The following is a 19,255-nucleotide window of genomic DNA, read 5'->3' as shown; positions in this document are numbered from 1 at the left end:
GATCAACGTTGATATCAACGAGATCAACACGCTGAACCAGGAAGGGGTGGAGAACTTGCAGGCGACGTTGCGGGCTTGTGCGGATCTGGAGCAGCAGGCTGCGCGGTTGAAGCAGTTGGTGGGTAGTTTCCGGATCTGAGGCGCGGTTACTGACCTCATCGCTGGCAAGTCGAGTCGTCGCACCGTAGCTCCCACAGGTAATGTGTGTTCACACAATTTGTGTCTCACATCAAACACTGTGGGAGCGGGCTTGCCCGCGATAGCGGTATACATGACGCAGAAGGCCGGAAATGTAATCCGCGATTCGCAAGGAGATTTGGCCAATGAACAAAAATCACGATTGCACGGATTCAGATCAAACTACTTTATTGGCAATCCTTGCATTGGGTGCCGACGAAATTGATCAAGAAAAGTACAGAGACGTTGAAGACTTGTTTCTTGAATTGGATAAAGTGGACGCGGACAAGCTAGAAACTTGAACCAGGCTGTTTGAGAAACTCCAGCTCCTGCGCCGTAGACTCCCGCCCCAACACCGCATTGCGATGCGGAAACCGTCCAAACCGCGCAATCACCCGCTGATGCCGCTCGGCATAATCCAGGTTGTCGGCAAACACCCCGCGCTCCGCCTCCGGCTGTTCAGCCACCAGTTCGATGAATCGCGAAACCGCTTCATTCTGCACTGCGAGGTTTTCGCAGTGTTCGAAGACGAGGTAGATGAAGAGTCGCTGGATCGGTTTCAACTGCCGATCGAAGTCTGCAGCAATCCCCTGAGCAACCAGTTTCTGGGCCCGTAGATCACCGGAAAAAGCCTTGGGAGTATCGCGAAAGATCATTCGCGGGAGTTGATCGAGCAACAGCACCACCGCCAGCCAACCTTCGGGACGTTGCGTCCACTCGGTCAATTCGCCTGCGAGGGCCTGATCGACAAAGACCCCGAAACGCTCACGCGCTTCGAGGTCCTGGCTGTCTTTCTTGCCAAACCACAACTTGCCCTGTTGCGCCGTCACTTCAGTAGCTGATTCGGCATGACCGAACCACCAATCGAGCAACGGCTGCCAGGGCGCGGTCATGGTTTATTCCTTGTGGTAAGCCGTGGCGCGGGCGACTTCTTCTTTCGAGCCGAGGAACACCGCTACGCGCTGGTGCAGGCCTTCAGGCTGAATGTCGAGGATCCGCTGGTGACCATCGGTGGAAGCGCCGCCCGCCTGTTCCACCAGGAACGACATCGGGTTGGCTTCGTACATCAGGCGCAGTTTGCCCGGCTTGGACGGCTCGCGGCTGTCGCGCGGGTACATGAACAGACCGCCACGGGTCAGGATGCGGTGCACGTCGGCAACCATCGCCGCGACCCAACGCATGTTGTAGTTCTTTTTCAGCGGGCCTTCTTCACCGGCCAGCAGTTCCGAAACGTAGCGCTGAACCGGAGCTTCCCAGTGACGCTGGTTGGACATGTTGATGGCGAATTCCTGAGTGCTTTCAGGAATGGTGATGTCTTCGTGGGTCAGGACGAAGCTGCCCATTTCGCGGTCCAGGGTGAAACCCTTGACGCCGTTGCCCAGGGTCAGGATCAGCATGGTCTGCGGGCCGTAGATGGCGTAACCGGCGGCGACTTGCTGTGTACCCGGCTGCAGGAAAGCCTTTTCATTCAGGGCTTCGTTCTGGCTCAGGTATTCGTTCGGGCAGCGCAGTACCGAGAAGATGGTGCCGACCGGGGCGTTGATGTCGATGTTCGACGAACCGTCCAACGGGTCGAATACCAGCAGGTAGGCGCCTTTCGGGTACTTGCCCGGGATCTGGTAGGCGTTGTCCATTTCTTCGGACGCCATGCCGGCCAGGTGACCGCCCCACTCGTTGGCTTCGAGCAGGATTTCGTTCGACAGCACGTCGAGTTTCTTCTGCACTTCGCCTTGCACGTTCTCAGTGCCCATGCTGCCCAGAACACCGCCCAGGGCGCCTTTGGACACGGCGTGGCTGATCTCTTTGCAGGCACGCGCCACCACTTCGATCAGGAAGCGCAGATCGGCAGGAGTGTTGTTGCTGCGGGTCTGCTCAATCAAATAGCGACTCAGGGTAACGCGGGACATGGACGGCTCCGGTGGAATGGGGGGCTAAAAACCCGCGCAGTTTACAGGGAGTCTGAAACCGTAGCGAGCAATGACGCCCGGTAACGTGCGTCGGGTGCAATTCCTGCTATCAGACGTGATCGAACCGAGAGAGTTCAGGCACCGGACTCAGCGTAGTTGGAAACCCGACGGGTGTAGAGGCCACACCCGTCAAATTCACGACTTGGCCGGCGGCTTGCGCAGCAGACTGAAGGCCATCGCGGCCAGAAACAGCACGCTGAGCAGCAACACCGCCCATAGGCCGAACTTCTTCCAGTTGGTGTCCGCCGTGGCCGAGGTGGTGGCCGTCGAAGTCTGGGTCGCCAGCGCTTCGCCCTGCACCGTGGCCTTGCCCAATGTGGCCAGTTTCTCCGGTTTGAAATCGGGAATCAGCGTGCTCAGCGGCAGGTTCGCCGTCTTCACGGTCGGATTGCCCAGCGCCAGGCTGTACGGCCCTTCGCCACGGGCAAGGAAGATGACCTGAGTGGCGCGCACCGCATATTTCACGCTCGGCGCCTGCTCGCCGAGACCTCCGCCGCGCTCATCGACCGTGAGTTTCAACTGCTGCACGGTCTGCCCGTAGAGCTGCAATTCGTTCTGCACCACGTCCTGGCCATTCTGGGTCAGACGATAGAGCAAGCCGCTGCTCAGCGGTTGCCACGGCAGGCTGCTTTCGCGACGCCCCGAGAGCGTCACCGGCGCCAGGCTGTTGGCCTGTTTCAGTTCGACCTGTACTCGCTCGATGTTCAGCCCCATCGGCAGCTGCCAGGTGTACTCCCCGGCCTTGCCGCTGCTGCCGGCCAGCGCTGGTGACCAGACCAATGGCAGCGGCAGGTTGCGCGGGTCGCTGCTTTTCAGTTGCGCCGACGTCAGGACCGGCGCCGAAGCCGGCGAATCCCAAAGCAGACGCAGATACCGCGCCGATTGCCCCGGCAGTACCACTTCATGTTGCTCGACCCGTTCGTCGGCAAAGGTCAGGCGCGCGACCTGGCCTTCACCCCAGGCTTGCCAGTGCTGCAAGTCGTCGCTGGCCTCGATGCTAAAACGCTGGAAGCCGTCGCGCTCGCTGGTCCAGTCGAGGATCAGTTGCTGCAACGGTGCCTTGATCGCGCTGGCGTCGAGCAGCCAGCCACGCAGCACTTCTTCACCGGCTTCGAGCTGACTGGACGGCTGCACTTCCACCAGCGTGCCGGTGGTGGTGGATTGCACGCGAACGCTCGGCGCGCGCTCGGTGGCATCCGCCGAGTTGTACAGCGGGAACCACTTCACCTCGTGCAACTGACCGTCGTCGCGAGTCTGCGCTGACTCCCGGGCCAGTGCATAGGCCTGCGGTTCTCCGGCGGCGTTAAATACCCGCAGATCGCTGAGATCAGTCTGACGTGCCTGCAACTGCACGTTCAGCGGCAGTTCGAGGCGATACCAAGGGCCTGCGCCACTGACCGCCAACGGCACCTGCGCGGCGAAGTCCGCCGGTTTTTCCTGGGCGCCGGCCGTCATGGCCACGCCCAGCAACAGCCACCCGAGATTAAGCTTGCGACTCAAGACGACACTCCTTCGGTTTCCGGGGCCGGTTTGTCCGCCGCCGGTACAGCCTCGACGCGTTTGGGCGGCAGCGGCGCAAAGTAGCCCACCACCAGCAGCAACACGCCGACGCCGATGAACGAGACGATCCGGGCCAGTCCGCCACGGTTGCTCAATTCGACAAAAATCAGTTTGGCCACCACCAGCGCGATCAGCGCCGCGCCGATCAGCCACACTTCGCGGCGATGGCGCAGGTGCCCGCCGATCATCAGTCCGAGCGCCATCAGCGTCCAGACGATGGACAGGCCGGCCTGCACCAGCATCGATTCGAGCAGCAGATCAAGCTCGAACGGAATCCCCGCCCAATGGTGCGCGGCGCGGGTGACCAGCGCGGTGCAGAAGGCGAACAGCGAAACACCGGCGATCAGTTGCGAGGCGTGAGCGGCGTAATCCTTGCGGATCGACAGCTCGGTTACCGCACTGCGCGACCAGACATAAATGCTGAACAATGCGATCAACAGGCCCAGCTCCAGCGGGTTGATCAGCGGCACGTAAGGCAGCGGTTCGGCGTTGCCGTCGCTCACCCCGTTGGCCAGCCAGAACCAGATCAGCATCAATACCGCCAGCGGCGCCGCTGCGTACAGGCGATATTCGCGAGGGAACGCTGCCACCGGCCACGGCCAGTTGCGCGGTGCGGCCATCAGCAACAGATACACGCTCGGCAGAATCGCCCAGCCCAGCCAGCGCCAAGCGTTGTATTGCTCGGACAACAGCAGCAGGCCGTAGCGCAACTCCAGCGCCAGCATACCGATCAGCAGCCAGCAACCGAGCACATGCGCCGTGCTCAAAGACCGCGCCGGCAGCATCGGCGCCAGACGCCGCAGGCTGATGAAATGCACGACGAACACCGCCACCCACGCCAGCCAACCGAAATCCGCCGCCGGGTGATAGCGAGAATGCCACGCGCCGAGCAACACCAGTCCGGCCGCCGGAATCAGCACGATGCAGAGCAAACCGAGCGACGGCCATTTCAGACGCAAGGCCAACAGCGTCCACAACGCGACGCTCAGCGCGGCGACCAGCAGCAACAGCGGCGCCTGCAGATTCAGCGGCGCAAAGCGCAGCACTTCGCTGATCCACGCCAGCGCCCACCAGCCGGCGCCCCACACCAGTAGCACTTCGGACAGGCGCTGCAGACTCAGCACGTCGAACGCCGAGGCGTGATTGCCCAGTTGCAGGCGCCACGCTCCGATCATCGCCGCCAGGCCCAGCACCAATGGCGTCCAGAATCCGCCATGGGCCAGCGGTCGCAGACCTTCGCTGGACAACGGCCCGAGCAATTCGGGGCCGGCCAACAAAAACGCTGCGCCGCCGATCAACTGCAACAACAATCCAAAGACAAAACTCACACGCTGCTTGAGGTAAAGACTGAGCCAGATGATCAGCAAGCCACTGGCCGCCCACACCGCGCTCGCGGTTTGCCACGGCAGCACGAACAACACCGCCAGATTGATCAGCACCAGACCTGCCAGCAGCACCACCGACAACCCGCGCAGCAGACGAACATCGCTGCGCACCATCTCGTCGCGCGCCGCCAGCAGCATGCCGGCGATCAGCGCGAGGCCGATCAACGAGGCGCTGAGCAGACCGCTCCAGCCGGCGCTGAACACGGCCGCCGAATCCTCTCCCGCCCCTTGCAGGCGCAACAGGAACAAGGCTCCGCCGAGCAGTTGCACGGCAAACGCGGTGAACAGGAAGGTGCGCGATTGCAGGCGCAAGCCGACGAACAAGGTCACCAGACCGGCCAGCGCCCAACTGATCGCCGTGCCGTGGGTGAAGAAAAACAGCGGCGCCAGCAGATACAGGAAGGTCAGCCCCAAGCACGCCAGCACCGGCAAGCCCTGACGCTCCCACGGTGAAGTTTGCTCCGGCGACGCCTTGCGCAATTGATAGAAGCTGAACAGCAACGCCGCGCCGAGCATCAATGCACCCAGCGGCGCACCGTCGAGCAGACTGCTTTCGCCAATGCGCAACTGACTGAGAAACGCCAGCGCCGAGCCCAGTTGCAGCAGCAACGCGAAGGCCCGGGCCAACGGCCGTTGCTGACGCAAGCCCAACCAGAAAATCCCCGCGCCCTCCACCGCCCAGGCGGCGGAGGTCCAGCGCGCATCCAGCCCCAATGGAATTGCCAGGCTGGCGAAAATCACCCCGAGCGCCAGACAGGTTTCCCCCAGCAGCAATGCCCGGCCGCCCATCAGCGCTCTGGCGAGTGCCATGTAGATCGCACCCAGTGCCAGTGCGCTGAACGCAGCGGCGAATTCCAGATGCTGCACCAGCGCGAATTGCAGTCCGAAACCCACCAGCGGCGGACCGAACAGCATCGTCCCGTCGACGTAGTCGCCCTTGCGCGCCGACCAGTGCAGCAGCGCCTCACGATCGTCATCCGCCGGGGCGTCCGGCATATCCAGCAACTTGCGTCGGGCGAACAGCAGGCCGATAGCGAGGTACATCAGGAAGAACAGAATCAGGAACGGCTCGGTGCTCCAAAGCAGCTCCGGCGTGTACGAGCGCAGACCCCAGGCGAAACCGATGCCGAAGGTGCCAACGAAGCCGATCAGGTTGAGCAGGCGCCAGGCCTTGAACCAGGCGATGGCCAGGATGCCGGCGTTGAGCAGCGCGAAATAACTGAACAGCGCGACATGGTTGCCGGCGCCGGTCGACGTCAGAATCGGCGCGGCGAAACCGCCCAGTGCGGCGACGCAGGCCAGGGCCAGGGAATCCTGAGTGATGGCCAGAATGGCCGAAAACACCGTCACCGCCACCAGCAATCCCAGCGCAGCAGACGGATCGAGCAGCGGGTGCAAACGCATTGCCGCGAACACCGTCAGGTACAACACCGCAATCCCGGTGCCTTGCAGCATCAAGGCGTAGCTGTTGTTGCGATGGCGCAACCACCAGCCCAGCGCCAGTAATCCCAGCGCTGCCGCTGCGACCCCGGCGTAACGCAATTCGATCGGCACCACCATGCCTTCGGTGGCGTAGCGCAACAGGAACGCCAGACCGAAGAACAACAGCACCACCCCGACCCGCAGCACGGTGTTGCCACCGAACAGCCAATTGCGCGCCGCGCTGATGCCGCGCTCGATGAGGTTCGGGCCACGAGGCTCGGCGGGCGGTTGTGGTTCGCGGGTGACGGGCTCCGGGCGCCAGGCATCGACCGGCAGCGGCTGGGCGGGTTCGCTGGCGGCGACGGCGACGGGTTCGAGTTCGGGTGGCAGTTCCCAGACCAGCTCGGGTTCTGCGGCAGCGGGTTGTTCAAATACCGTGACGGGTTCAACGACCGTTTCACTGGCCGGCGCGACGCTCGGAGGCGCTGGCGAATGTGCCGGAGCACCCTCCAGCAGAAACAGTCGCTGTTCGACGCCCTGCAACGCGATCTTCGCGTGATCCAGCTGACGCTGTTGCTCGGCAGCCTGGGAACCAAGCCGCGCGATACGCATCGCCTGCCCGATGGCGAGCCCCAGCAACGCGCCCAACAGCGCATCGCTGAACGACTCGTCGAGCAGCCAGCCGAGCAGCAGCCCGATCAACATGAACATCCATTGCATGGTCGATATCCCTAAGCGGCCCCTGGTTGGGGCAAGTCCGGCGATGGTTTCAGTCTAGGCACAAACCTGTGGGAGCGAGCTTGCTCGCGAAGAGGCCGGCACATTCAACATTGATGCTGACTGGCTAAACGTCTTCGCGAGCAAGCTCGCTCCCACAATGATTCAGCGCTGCCTGAAACGACCGGAAACCGGCGCTCAGTATATCGGCCCGGCCCAACAATCGTGGGGCCGGGCGCACATTTGTCGCTAAAAGCTACTCCAGTGCCTTCCAGATATCCGTGGCGTACTCGCGGATCGTCCGGTCGGACGAGAACCAGCCCATGCGCGACGTATTCAGCACCGCCGAACGCCACCAGTTGTTGGCGTCGTGCCAATGCGCATCGACACGCATCTGCGCATCCCAGTAGGAGTCGAAATCGGCGCACACGAAGAACCGGTCGTAATCCACCAGCGAATCGATCAACCCGGTGTAGCGCGACGTGTCATCCGGCGAGAACACCCCGCTGCGGATCGCCTGCAATACATCATTGAGGCGATGGGACGCGGCAATGTCCGGCAAAGCGCTGAACTCGTGGTTCTGCTTGCGCGCTTCGACCTGCTGGGCGCTAAGACCGAAGATGAACATGTGCTCGGCGCCGATGTTTTCGCACATTTCCACGTTGGCGCCGTCGAGGGTGCCGATGGTCAGCGCACCGTTGAGGCCGAACTTCATGTTGCTGGTGCCCGAGGCCTCGAAACCGGCGGTGGAGATCTGCTCCGACAGGTCAGCCGCCGGAATGATGCTTTCCGCCAGACTGACGTTGTAGTTGGGCAGGAACACCACTTTCAGCAGGCCGCGCACGGTGGGGTCGTTGTTGACCACCCGGGCGATGTCGTTGGTCAGTTTGATGATCAGTTTGGCCTGGTGATAACTGGCTGCCGCTTTGCCGGCGAAGATTTTCACCCGTGGCACCCAGTCGATTTCCGGCTCGGCGCGGATAGCCTGATACAGCGCGACCGTATGCATCAGGTTGAGTAACTGACGTTTGTATTCGTGGATCCGTTTGACCTGCACGTCGAACATCGCCGCCGGGTTGACCGCGATCCCCAGCCGTTCATGGATCAGGTAAGCCAGGGCCTTTTTGCTGTGCAGCCGCTGCTCGGCGAAGGCTTTGCGGAAGGCGGGTTTTTCGGCGAACGGCTCTAGATCGAGCAGACGCTGTTCGGGGTTATCCAGAACATCAGCGCCGAGGGAATCGACCAGCATCGACGTCAGTTCCGGGTTGGCCTGGTACAGCCAGCGGCGGAAGGTGATGCCGTTGGTCTTGTTGTTGATCCGCTCCGGATACAGCTTGTGCAGTTCGGCGAACACGGTTTTGCGCATCAGCTGTGTGTGCAGCCCGGACACGCCGTTGACGCTGTGGGAACCGAGGAATGCGAGGTTGCCCATGCGCACCCGGCGGCCGTTGTCTTCCTCGATCAGCGAGACCGCGCGCAGCACGTCGAAATCGTGGATGCCCTTGGCCCGGAGCGAATCGATGTGCTGGGCGTTGATCAGATAAATGATCTGCATATGCCGCGGCAGCATGCGTTCCATCAGCCCCACCGGCCAGGTTTCCAGCGCTTCGGGCAGCAGTGTGTGGTTGGTGTACGACAGCGTGTCGACAGTGACTTGCCACGCCGCGTCCCAGGCCACGTCGTAGACATCGACCAGTTGGCGCATCAGTTCGGCGACGGCGATCGAAGGGTGCGTGTCGTTGAGCTGGATCGCTGCGTGATCGCCGAGGGTCAGCACTGAGGTGTGCATGTTGCGATGGCGGCGCAGCAAATCCTGAAGCGAGGCGGCGACGAAGAAGTATTCCTGACGCAGGCGCAGTTCCTGCCCGGCTTCGGTGCTGTCCGCGGGGTAGAGCACGCGGGAGATACTTTCGGCCCGGGCCACTTCGGCGACGGCGCCCAGGTGGTCACCGGCGTTGAAGCGCTCCAGATGCAGATCTTCCATGGCCCTCGCCCGCCACAGGCGCAAGGTGTTGACACTCGCCCCGCGCCAGCCGACCACCGGAGTGTCGTAGGCAATCGCCCGGACGGTTTCCGCCGGGTGCCAGACTTGCCGGGACTTGCCGCTGGCGTCGGTGACGGTCTCGACGCTGCCGCCAAAGCCGATCGGATAGACCACCTCTGGCCGCTCGAACTCCCAGGGGTTGCCGAAATCCAGCCAGTGCTCGGTCTGCTCCTGTTGCCAGCCATCGACGATGGCCTGGCGAAACAGCCCGTGCTCATAACGAATGCCGTAGCCGTGGCCGGCGATGCCGAGGGTCGACATGCTTTCCATGAAGCACGCCGCCAGCCGTCCGAGGCCACCGTTGCCCAATGCCGCATCCGGCTCCAGGATGCGGATGCGCTCCAGATCGACGCCCAGTTCGGTCAAGGCTTCACGGGCGACGTCCAGCAGACCTAGGTTGCTCAGGCTGTCGTACAGCAGGCGGCCGATGAGGAATTCCAGCGAGAGGTAATACACCCGCTTCTGGCCTTTGCGATAGATCTGCCGGGTGTGGTCCATCCAGTGCTCGACCATGTGATCGCGCGCCGCCAGGGCAATGGCTTCGAACCAGTCATGGTCGAAGGCGTGATCCGGGTCTTTGCCCACCGCGTAGGTGAGTTTGGTCAGGACGGCGTCGCGGAATGCGGCCACCTCTGCTTCGCGAACTAGTGGTTCTTGAGTCATCGATAGGACCTCGAGCGAGCGGGGAATTGTCAGAGCCTAGACGGTCTGACCGACGGTAGGGGCTCTGGTTCGGCAGTTTTTCCTGAGAGTGAGACTTCGTCCGGCAATACCCTGGCGAATGCCGTAATGAATGCAGGGGCCGTGCCGAATTGTCGGACGATGTGGATTCATGAAGAAAAAATCTGGCGAAAGGTTGTTCAAAAATCCACCAGTCCCGGTATGATCGCGCGCCCTGATGCACACGCCTGGTAAACACCGATGATGAAGCCCAACCTGATCGCCGCAGCCGAGATCGACCGTCTCGATACCTGGGCCAAATATTCGGCCCCGATGTGCGGCTCGTGCGTTTCCAGCTGCTGCACGCTGCCGGTCGAGGTCAAGATCAAGGATCTGGTGCGCATTGGTGTGGTCGACGAGTTCGAACTGGGCGACCCGCCGAAGAACATTGCCAAGCGTCTGCAAAAAGAAGGCCTGGTCGAGCGCTTCAATCAGAAGTCGGGGATCTTCACCCTGCAGCGCATGAGCAACAACGATTGCTACTACCTAGATCGTAAGAGCCGCCTGTGCACCATTTATGACAAGCGTCCGGACACCTGCCGCAACCACCCGAAGATCGGCCCGCGCCCGGGTTATTGCGCGTACAAGCCGAAGGAAGTGGAGCGGGTGCAGAATTCGCGGTCGATCGAGCGCTTCTAAAAGCTGCGCCTCACTCCAACCCTCGGACCACGCCCCAGCTCTCTCCCGCTTGATCGTTCCCACGCTCTGCGTGGGAATGCAGCCCGGGACGCTCCGCGTCCCAGACGCCGAACGCGATATTCAAATCCCGGACAAACAAAAACGCCCCCGGTCTCTCGACCGGGGGCGTTTTTTCAAGCCTGGGCTAAATTACGCCTTGGCTTTCTTGGCAGCGCGGGTACGCTCGCTTTCGTCCAGGATCTTCTTGCGAAGACGGATGGACTTAGGAGTGACTTCGCACAGCTCGTCTTCCTGGATGTATTCCAGAGCCTGTTCCAGGGTGAAGCGAACAGGTGGGACCAGAGCGATGGTTTCGTCTTTACCCGAAGCACGCATGTTGTCGAGCTTCTTGCCTTTGGTCGGGTTCACGCCCAGGTCGTTGTCGCGGGAGTTCTGACCAACGATCTGACCGTTGTAGATCTCCTGGCCGTGCTCTACGAACAGCTTGCCACGAGCCTGCAGGGTTTCCAGGGAGTAGGTCAGTGCCTTGCCGGTTTCAACCGAAACCAGAACGCCGTTCTGACGGCCGGACATGTGGCCCGACTTCACTGGAGCGTAACGGTCGAAGATCGAGGTCAGGATGCCAGCACCGTTGGTCAGGGTCAGGAACTGGTTACGGAAACCGATCAGACCGCGAGCAGGGATGTTGTATTCCAGACGAACACGGCCTTTGCCATCCGGCACCATGTTGCTCAGGTCGCCCTTACGCAGACCCATTTCTTCCATGACCTTGCCCTGGGATTCTTCAGGGATGTCGATGGTCACGTTTTCGAACGGTTCCTGCTTCACGCCGTCAACTTCACGGATGATCACTTCAGGACGGCCCAGGGCCAGCTCGAAGCCTTCGCGACGCATGGTTTCGATCAGTACCGAGAGGTGCAGCTCACCACGGCCGGATACCTTGAACTTGTCAGCCGAGTCGCCTTCTTCAACGCGCAGTGCAACGTTGTACAGCAGCTCTTTGTCCAGACGATCCTTGATGTTACGGGAGGTCACGAACTTGCCTTCTTTACCGCAGAATGGCGAGTCGTTTACCTGGAAGGTCATGGAAACGGTTGGCTCGTCAACGGTCAGAGGCTTCATCGCCTCGACGGTGTTGATGTCGCACAGGGTGTCGGAGATGAACAGCTCATCGAAACCGCTGATGCAGACGATGTCGCCGGCAGCTGCTTCTTCAACGTCAACGCGGTGCAGACCGTGGTGACCCATCAGCTTCAGGATACGACCGTTGCGGCGCTTGCCGTCGGCGCTGATAGCGACAACCGGAGTGTTCGGCTTGACGCGACCACGAGCGATACGGCCAACACCGATAACACCCAGGAAGCTGTTGTAGTCCAGAGCGGAGATCTGCATCTGGAACGGACCGTCACGGTCAACAGCCGGAGGCGGAACGTGGTCGATTACCGCCTGGTACAGCGCGGTCATGTCTTCGCCCATTTCGGTGTGGTCCAGACCGGCAATGCCGTTCAGGGCCGAGGCGTAGACGACTTTGAAGTCCAGCTGTTCGTCGGTGGCACCCAGGTTGTCGAACAGGTCGAAGATCTGGTCCAGAACCCAGTCAGGACGCGCGCCCGGACGGTCAACCTTGTTGATTACGACGATTGGCTTCAGACCGGCTTCGAAAGCCTTCTTGGTCACGAAACGGGTTTGCGGCATAGGGCCGTCTTGGGCGTCGACCAGCAGCAGCACGGAGTCAACCATGGACATAACGCGCTCGACTTCGCCGCCGAAGTCGGCGTGGCCCGGGGTGTCCACGATGTTGATGTGGTAGCCGTTCCAGTTGATGGCGGTGTTTTTCGCCAGAATGGTAATGCCGCGCTCTTTTTCCTGGTCGTTGGAGTCCATCACGCGCTCGTCGTTGAGCTCGTTGCGCTCCAGGGTGCCGGATTGACGCAGGAGTTTGTCTACCAGGGTGGTCTTACCATGGTCAACGTGGGCAATGATGGCGATGTTGCGTAGATTTTCGATCACTTGTGTATCTCGATCAGAGGATTCGGTTTGCTGACAAGTCCTGGCAGCGATTAGCAGTAGTGTCCGGCATGGCCGTTACAGCTTGACGGCAGTGTCGGGGGGCCGGTGACGCAGGCCACAGGCAAACAGCCCCGGGCACTTAGCTCGGTCGATAAACGCGCACATTGGCATGCCCCTCACTGAGCAAATGGTGGGCATGCAGGCGACTCATCACGCCTTTGTCGCAATACAGCAGGTACTGGCGAGTAGGGTCCAGTTCCTTGAAACGAGCGTTCACTGCATAGAACGGCATCGTCTGTACCTCTATGCCGGCGAGTTCCAGCGGGTCATCCTCGGCGGCATCCGGGTGACGGATGTCGATGACGATCTGACCGGCCAGCGCCTCACTGACTTCTTCGATCTGCAAATCCTGGCCCAATTCGTCGATCACCCGATCGATCGGCACCAGTCTGGCGTTTGCGAGCGCACGCTCGAGCACCGCCATGTCGAATTCCTGCTCTTCGTGCTCGACCCGGCCACGCTTGGCGGCGGTCTTCGGGTTGACCGAGATGACGCCGCAGTATTCCGGCATGTGCCGGGCGAAATCACCGGTACCGATCTGGTCGGCCGTGTCGATGATGTCCTGCTTGTGGGCGACGATCAGCGGTCGCAGCACCAGCTTGTCGGTGACGCAATCGATGACCGACAGGTTCGGCAACGTCTGGCTCGACACCTGGGAAATCGCTTCGCCGGTCACCAGCGCATCGATGTGCAGGCGCTCGGCAATGCTCGACGCTGCGCGCAACATCATACGCTTCAATACGACGCCCATATGACTGTCGTCGACCTTGCCGAGAATTTCGCCCAATACTTCTTCGAACGGAACACTGACAAATAGCACGCGTTGCGAGCTGCCGTACTTCTTCCAGATGAAATGCGCGACTTCCATTACGCCCAATTCGTGGGCACGACCGCCCAGATTGAAGAAGCAGAAGTGCGTCATCAGGCCGCGGCGCAGGATCTGGTACGCGGCAACGGTCGAGTCAAAGCCGCCAGACATCAGCACCAGCGTCTGCTCCAGCGCACCGAGCGGATAGCCGCCGATGCCATTGTGCTGGCTGTGGATCACGAACAACCGTTTGTCGCGAACTTCGATGCGGACTTCGATTTCCGGCTGTTTCAGGTCGATTCCGGCGGCACCGCACTCACGGCGCAGCTTGCTGCCGACGTATTTTTCGACGTCCATCGAGCTGAACGCATGCTTGCCCGCACGCTTGCAGCGCACCGAGAAAATCTTCCCGGCCAGCGCATCGCCATAGTGCTGCTTGCACTTCTCGGTGATGTCGTCGAAGTCGCCCAGCGGGTACTCGTCGATCTGCAGAAAGTGCGCGATGCCCGGCATGCAAGTCAGGCGTTCGCCCATCTCTTTCAGGGCCTTGGGGTCGGTGACGCGGGTTTCCAGCTCGAGATTGTCCCACACACCGTTCACCACCACGGCCGGGTCCAGGTCGCGGAGCACGGTGCGGATGTTCTTGGCCAGCTGGCGGATGAATTTCGTCCGGACAGGTCGGCTTTTGATGGTGATCTCGGGGAAGACTTTTACGATTAGTTTCATGAAAACAGCGCGCGCAGGGCCAGCCGAAAAAGGGGGGCGCGGATTATAGCGGAAATTGCTCAAGGTTTAACCAGTTAATGTGCAGAAGGTTTTGCGCGCACCAAAACGGGTCATTTTTCGATTTGAGCGCTACATTAAAGGGCGAGATTTTCGCCTTTAAGGCGCTTTCGACCTTTAGAAGCGTGAATTTGGGGCAAAAAACCCATGCTGGGGCACTGGCATGCAATTTGCTCCCTTGTGAGGCAGGTTGCCTTGGCAGAGTATTCGCGCCGGCATCACCACTATTAAGGGCATCCACTACCCGCCCTAATTCACCCGGAGGACACTATGTCGAAGTCGGTTCAACTCATCAAAGATCATGACGTCAAGTGGATTGATCTGCGCTTCACGGACACAAAAGGCACTCAGCACCACGTGACCATGCCGGCTCGCGATGCGCTGGAAGACGACTTCTTCGAAGTTGGCAAGATGTTCGACGGTTCCTCCATCGCTGGCTGGAAAGGCATCGAAGCCTCCGACATGATCCTGCTGCCGGACGACGAAACTGCCGTTCTGGACCCGTTCACCGAAGAGCCGACCCTGATCCTGGTCTGCGACATCATCGAACCTTCGACCATGCAAGGTTACGATCGCGACCCGCGCGCCATCGCCCACCGCGCCGAGGAATACCTGAAGACCACCGGTATCGGTGACACCGTATTCGCCGGTCCAGAGCCTGAGTTCTTCATCTTCGACGAAGTGAAGTTCAAGTCCGATATCTCCGGTTCGATGTTCAAGATCTACTCCGAGCAAGGCTCGTGGATGTCCGACCAGGACGTGGAAGGCGGCAACAAAGGCCACCGTCCAGGCGTGAAAGGCGGCTACTTCCCGGTTCCGCCGTTCGACCACGACCACGAAATCCGTACTTCCATGTGCAACGCGCTGGAAGAGATGGGCCAGACCGTTGAAGTTCACCACCACGAAGTGGCAACTGCCGGTCAGAACGAAATTGGTGTCAAGTTCAACACCCTGGTGAAGAAAGCTGACGAAGTTCAGACTCTGAAATACGTTGTACACAACGTTGCCGACGCCTACGGCCGCACCGCGACCTTCATGCCGAAGCCGCTGTACGGCGACAACGGTTCGGGCATGCACGTTCACATGTCCATCTCCAAAGATGGCAAGAACACCTTCGCAGGTGAAGGTTATGCCGGCCTGTCCGATACCGCCCTGTACTTCATCGGCGGCATCATCAAGCACGGTAAGGCCCTGAACGGCTTCACCAACCCGGCCACCAATTCCTATAAGCGTCTGGTGCCAGGTTTCGAAGCACCGGTAATGCTGGCCTACTCGGCTCGCAACCGTTCCGCCTCGATCCGTATTCCTTACGTCAACAGCCCACGCGGCCGTCGTATCGAAGCCCGTTTCCCGGATCCGGCTGCCAACCCGTACCTGGCTTTCGCAGCACTGCTGATGGCCGGTCTGGACGGTATCCAGAACAAGATCCACCCAGGCGATGCTGCCGACAAAAACCTGTACGACCTGCCGCCTGAAGAGGCGAAAGAGATCCCGCAAGTTTGCGGCAGCCTGAAAGAAGCTCTGGAAGAGCTGGACAAGGGCCGTGCGTTCCTGACCAAGGGCGGCGTGTTCTCCGACGACTTCATCGACGCTTACATCGCGCTGAAATCCGAAGAAGAAATCAAGGTCCGCACCTTCGTACACCCACTGGAATATGAGCTGTACTACAGCTGCTGATCCGGTAGCGCCGCGCTACGCGGCGTGACAAAAAGAGGCCTCCTTCGGGAGGCCTTTTTTGTGCCCGCTCATCCATGGATAATCCGCTGCTTTCGCGCCACGACCGGCGCCTTGACGAAGGGATTCGCATGAAATGGTTATGGGCTATCACCCTGATGGCTGGCCTCGCCTGCTCGACAGTCAGTGCCGCCGAGTTCTATGAAGACAAGCCACTAGCTCACCCACTGCTCCAGGGCTTGCAGGAAAGCTCGATGACGCTGGCGTTCATCAAGGAAACGAACGGCGTCAAAGGCTATTACTGCCGTTGCGACACACCGGGCGAACGCCCGCAACTGCTTGATGACTTCGGTCAGGCGAACATCGAATCGGTTTTTCTCATGTCGCTCGACAGTGAGGATCCGACCCGCTTCGTGCTTTTTCGGCAAAACGACCGCTACAAAATCTACGCCTACAAATACAACGCCAACGACCACCTCTACAGCCGCGTCACGCGATTGCAGCCGGCGCTGGACCGCATCGCCGAAGGTCGCAAACACCTCGACGCCCTGACCATCAAGAAGGCTCTGAGCCAAATCACCCCGCTCAACTACAGCCTCTTCCTTGAAGAGTCCGGCATACCGGAATTCGACCAGCTCGATTTCAGCCAAGGGAAACTGGTGAGCTTTTACGGCCAGTACTACGACCCACTGAGCGACCCGACGCCAGATGACGAACCTTACTTCTTCAAGAAGACCTATCAGGAAAAAAACGGCCGGTTCCTTACCGTTACTTTCTGGCGATGGCTCGACGAGACGCTCGTCGAGGGCAAGCGCACGCTCTACAACTATCGGGTGAGGCGTATTGCCTGGGAAACCGAACCGGCCAAATTCACCGGCAGTGAAGACGGCCAATCGGTGTCTTATGATTCTGGCTCGCTCTCGGCCCAAGGTGCCTACAAGCAGGGTGTGCGGATCGGCCCGTGGTCTTCTTCCAAAGACGAGAAATATTCGGAGTCCGGCAATTTCGTAGAGGGCAAACGAGAGGGCCAGTGGACGCTGTACCAGGATGGGCAAACACTGGAGGGCGAATTCCACAATGATTTGCGCGAGGGTCGTTGGCAGCTTCTCAACCACGACGACATGGAATGGGTCGCCACCGGATTCCAGACCTATGCCCACGGCCAACTCAACGGCCTGAGTGAATTGACTATCCGTGGCACTACCGAGCGCGGTGAATATCGCGATGACAAACGCCAGGGCCTCTGGGTGACCAGGCTCGACAATGGCCACACCCTCAACGTCAACTTCGTTGACGACGTAAAGGAAGGCGAGTTGCGCGAAGTCGACACCAAGGGTGTGCCGGTCCTGGTCGAACACTACAAGGCAGGCGCCCTGTCCGGCGCCCGCGAGAATGCCGTTGCGCCTGGCGCCGCACAATAAATCCTGTGCGGTTTGTGTGAGCAGATATTGTCCCGATTGGGCTTACCGCCGCCCCTGGCCTATGCTGCAAGCCAATCTCATTGTTGATCGGTCGAATCCATGGGTCGTGGTTTTTTCTTCCTGCTGCTGATCGCCCTGCCCGCTGCCGCGCAGATCTACAAGTACACCGACGCCAGCGGCAACACGGTGTACAGCGATCATGCGCCGGACGGCGTGCAGGCACAGTCGGTGGAGTTGCCTCCGCTCAATAGCGTCCAGCCTCAGGCACCGAATGCGCCCTCTTCCGATACGGCCAGTCGTGAGCCTGCGCGCAATGCCTATGAAGTGCTGGAGCTGACCGGCCTGCCCACCGAAGAAGCCCTGCGCGCCAACAACGGCACCTTTACGGTCAGCGTGCTGATCAAGCCACGCCTGCAACCGCCGCATCAATTGCGTCTGCTGCTGGACGACGCGCCTTATGGCCAGCCGAGCAACGTGCCGATCCTGCAGCTGGTGAATGTCGACCGGGGCGAGCATCGGCTGGCGGTGCAGGTGATCAATGGCGAGGCGATCATTCAGCAGAGTCCGGCGGTGGTGTTCACCGTGCAGCGAGTGCACAAGCCATGACGCGGGATTTGTTTGCCTTGTGCCTGTTGCTGATCGCGTTTGGCGCATCGGCCGAGGTGTTCACTTACATCGACGCACAGGGCAATCGCGTCTACACCGATCAACCGCGCGGCAATGCCAAGCGTGTGCCGCTGGCCACCAGCAATCGCATGGCTTCGAACCCGTCAGCCGCCGCACCGGTCACGCCGTCGAAGAAATCAGCAGAGCCGCCACTGTTCCACTACGACATGCTGCGCGTGCTGATTCCCGAGCCGGACGCGACCATTCGCAGCAGCGCCGGTGAACTGATCGTCAGCGTCACCAGCGAGCCGGGCCTGCAAAGAGGTCATTTGTATCGCCTGCTTTTGGATGGCCAGGCCGTCGGCGAACCCGGCCTGAGTCCGGTGTTCCCGCTGAGCAATATCGATCGCGGCAGCCACAACCTGTCGGTCGAGATCCTCGACGCTCAGGGCCGAACCGTAGAGAAAACCGCCAACCAGCCGTTCCACATGCAGCGCATCTCCCTGGCACAGAAACGTCAGGTCAAACCCTGCGTCAGCGCCGACTATGGCGTGCGCCCGGAATGCCCGCTGAAAGACAAACCCGCCGAACCGAAAAATCCTTTCCTGCGTTTCTTCTGACGCCGTTCAGCTTTGCGCACTATATTGGTGCAATACGCTGCACCGTACTCACATTCCAACCCATTTTGGTTCGAAAGTACCCGCCAGAGCGGTTTGGCTGCCACGCAAACGAGCGTCAAACGCCCGTTTCAGGGGTTGAACGCTTCTTTTCGGAGCCTTGGTTTGGTTTTTGCATTTTCCTCGCATCAGCGCTGTATCCCTGCGCGCGCCATGCTCCAAAAGAGGTCCTCATGACCATCAGTGACGCACTGCACCGCTTGCTACTCGACAACCTGACCACCGCCACCATCCTGCTCGACAGCGAATTGCGCCTCGAGTACATGAACCCGGCGGCGGAGATGCTGCTGGCCATCAGCGGCCAGCGCAGCCATGGGCAGTTCATCAGCGAGCTGTTCACCGAGTCCACCGAGGCGCTCAACTCGTTGCGCCAGGCGGTGGAACAGGCGCACCCGTTCACCAAGCGCGAAGCGATGCTCACCGCCCTCACCGGCCAGACCCTGACCGTGGATTACGCGGTGACGCCGATCCTCAGCAACGGCGCGACCCTGCTCCTGCTGGAAGTCCATCCCCGTGACCGCCTGTTGCGGATCACCAAGGAAGAGGCGCAGTTGTCGAAGCAGGAAACCAGCAAGATGCTGGTGC

The 19,255-nt window shown here is 60.6% G+C and carries 15 protein-coding genes; 8 read left to right on the top strand and 7 right to left on the bottom strand.

What is annotated here, in order from left to right:
• On the top strand, positions 1-139 hold a 139-nt coding region (locus tag N8H71_RS28265; protein ID WP_262196490.1), incomplete at its 5' end, for a hypothetical protein.
• Positions 140-323: 184 nt separating this feature from the next.
• The gene (locus N8H71_RS28260) at positions 324-479 is read left to right on the top strand and encodes a hypothetical protein (RefSeq protein WP_262196489.1); all 156 of its coding nucleotides are present in this window, start codon (positions 324-326) and stop codon (positions 477-479) included.
• Here N8H71_RS28260 and N8H71_RS28255 read toward each other — a convergent pair.
• The 5 genes from N8H71_RS28255 to N8H71_RS28235 all read right to left on the bottom strand — a co-directional run bounded on the left by N8H71_RS28255 (position 468) and on the right by N8H71_RS28235 (position 9,935).
• Positions 468-1,070: a DUF924 family protein gene (locus N8H71_RS28255; RefSeq protein WP_262196488.1), complete on the bottom strand. Its 603-nt coding sequence runs from the start codon at positions 1,068-1,070 to the stop codon at positions 468-470. The genes N8H71_RS28260 and N8H71_RS28255 overlap by 12 nt on opposite strands.
• A 3-nt stretch (positions 1,071-1,073) precedes the next feature.
• The gene (locus tag N8H71_RS28250) at positions 1,074-2,084 is read right to left on the bottom strand and encodes a class 1 fructose-bisphosphatase (RefSeq protein ID WP_065261556.1); all 1,011 of its coding nucleotides are present in this window, start codon (positions 2,082-2,084) and stop codon (positions 1,074-1,076) included.
• 195 nt (positions 2,085-2,279) lie between these two features.
• Positions 2,280-3,644, bottom strand: a complete 1,365-nt coding sequence (locus N8H71_RS28245) for a DUF3999 domain-containing protein (RefSeq protein WP_262196487.1) — start codon at positions 3,642-3,644, stop codon at positions 2,280-2,282.
• A complete protein-coding gene (locus tag N8H71_RS28240) occupies positions 3,641-7,231 on the bottom strand; it encodes a DUF2339 domain-containing protein (protein ID WP_262196486.1) in 3,591 nt (1,196 codons plus the stop codon). Before N8H71_RS28240 ends, N8H71_RS28245 begins: the two co-directional genes overlap by 4 nt.
• Positions 7,232-7,484: 253 nt before the next feature.
• Complete coding sequence (locus N8H71_RS28235) at positions 7,485-9,935, bottom strand: glycogen/starch/alpha-glucan phosphorylase (RefSeq protein WP_007952498.1); 2,451 nt, start codon at positions 9,933-9,935, stop codon at positions 7,485-7,487.
• A 258-nt stretch (positions 9,936-10,193) separates the two neighbouring features.
• On the opposite strand from N8H71_RS28235, the gene N8H71_RS28230 reads away from it, so the two are divergent.
• Entirely contained in the window at positions 10,194-10,631 is a 438-nt protein-coding gene (locus N8H71_RS28230) for a YkgJ family cysteine cluster protein (protein WP_007952500.1), read from the top strand.
• 189 nt (positions 10,632-10,820) lie between these two features.
• Here N8H71_RS28230 and typA read toward each other — a convergent pair whose 3' ends face one another.
• Together typA and thiI are read right to left on the bottom strand one after the other, a co-directional pair.
• A complete protein-coding gene (gene typA / locus N8H71_RS28225; protein WP_262196485.1) occupies positions 10,821-12,641 on the bottom strand; it encodes a translational GTPase TypA in 1,821 nt (606 codons plus the stop codon).
• Between the two features lie 139 nt (positions 12,642-12,780).
• Entirely contained in the window at positions 12,781-14,235 is a 1,455-nt protein-coding gene (gene thiI / locus N8H71_RS28220) for a tRNA uracil 4-sulfurtransferase ThiI (RefSeq protein WP_011332034.1), read from the bottom strand.
• Positions 14,236-14,562: 327 nt separating this feature from the next.
• Between thiI and glnA the strand changes: the two genes are divergently transcribed.
• The 5 genes from glnA to N8H71_RS28195 all read left to right on the top strand — a co-directional run.
• On the top strand, positions 14,563-15,969 hold the full coding sequence (gene glnA / locus N8H71_RS28215; protein ID WP_179692968.1) for a type I glutamate--ammonia ligase: 1,407 nt from the start codon (positions 14,563-14,565) through the stop codon (positions 15,967-15,969).
• 74 nt (positions 15,970-16,043) lie between these two features.
• A complete protein-coding gene (locus N8H71_RS28210; RefSeq protein ID WP_262196484.1) occupies positions 16,044-17,387 on the top strand; it encodes a toxin-antitoxin system YwqK family antitoxin in 1,344 nt (447 codons plus the stop codon).
• Positions 17,388-17,486: 99 nt separating this feature from the next.
• Positions 17,487-17,993, top strand: a complete 507-nt coding sequence (locus tag N8H71_RS28205; protein ID WP_262196483.1) for a DUF4124 domain-containing protein — start codon at positions 17,487-17,489, stop codon at positions 17,991-17,993.
• Positions 17,990-18,613 carry a DUF4124 domain-containing protein gene (locus N8H71_RS28200; protein WP_262196482.1) on the top strand — a complete coding sequence of 208 codons (624 nt, stop codon included), beginning with the start codon at positions 17,990-17,992 and terminating at the stop codon, positions 18,611-18,613. The genes N8H71_RS28205 and N8H71_RS28200 overlap by 4 nt, the downstream gene beginning before the upstream one ends.
• Positions 18,614-18,843: 230 nt before the next feature.
• The coding region (locus N8H71_RS28195) for a PAS domain-containing protein (protein ID WP_262196481.1) at positions 18,844-19,255 on the top strand (412 nt) is incomplete at its 3' end.

Source organism: Pseudomonas koreensis, from assembly GCF_025447595.1.
GTDB lineage: Bacteria > Pseudomonadota > Gammaproteobacteria > Pseudomonadales > Pseudomonadaceae > Aquipseudomonas > Aquipseudomonas koreensis_H.
The sequence above is the reverse complement of the archived record's forward strand: the minus strand, read 5'-3'. Positions and strand labels throughout refer to the sequence as shown.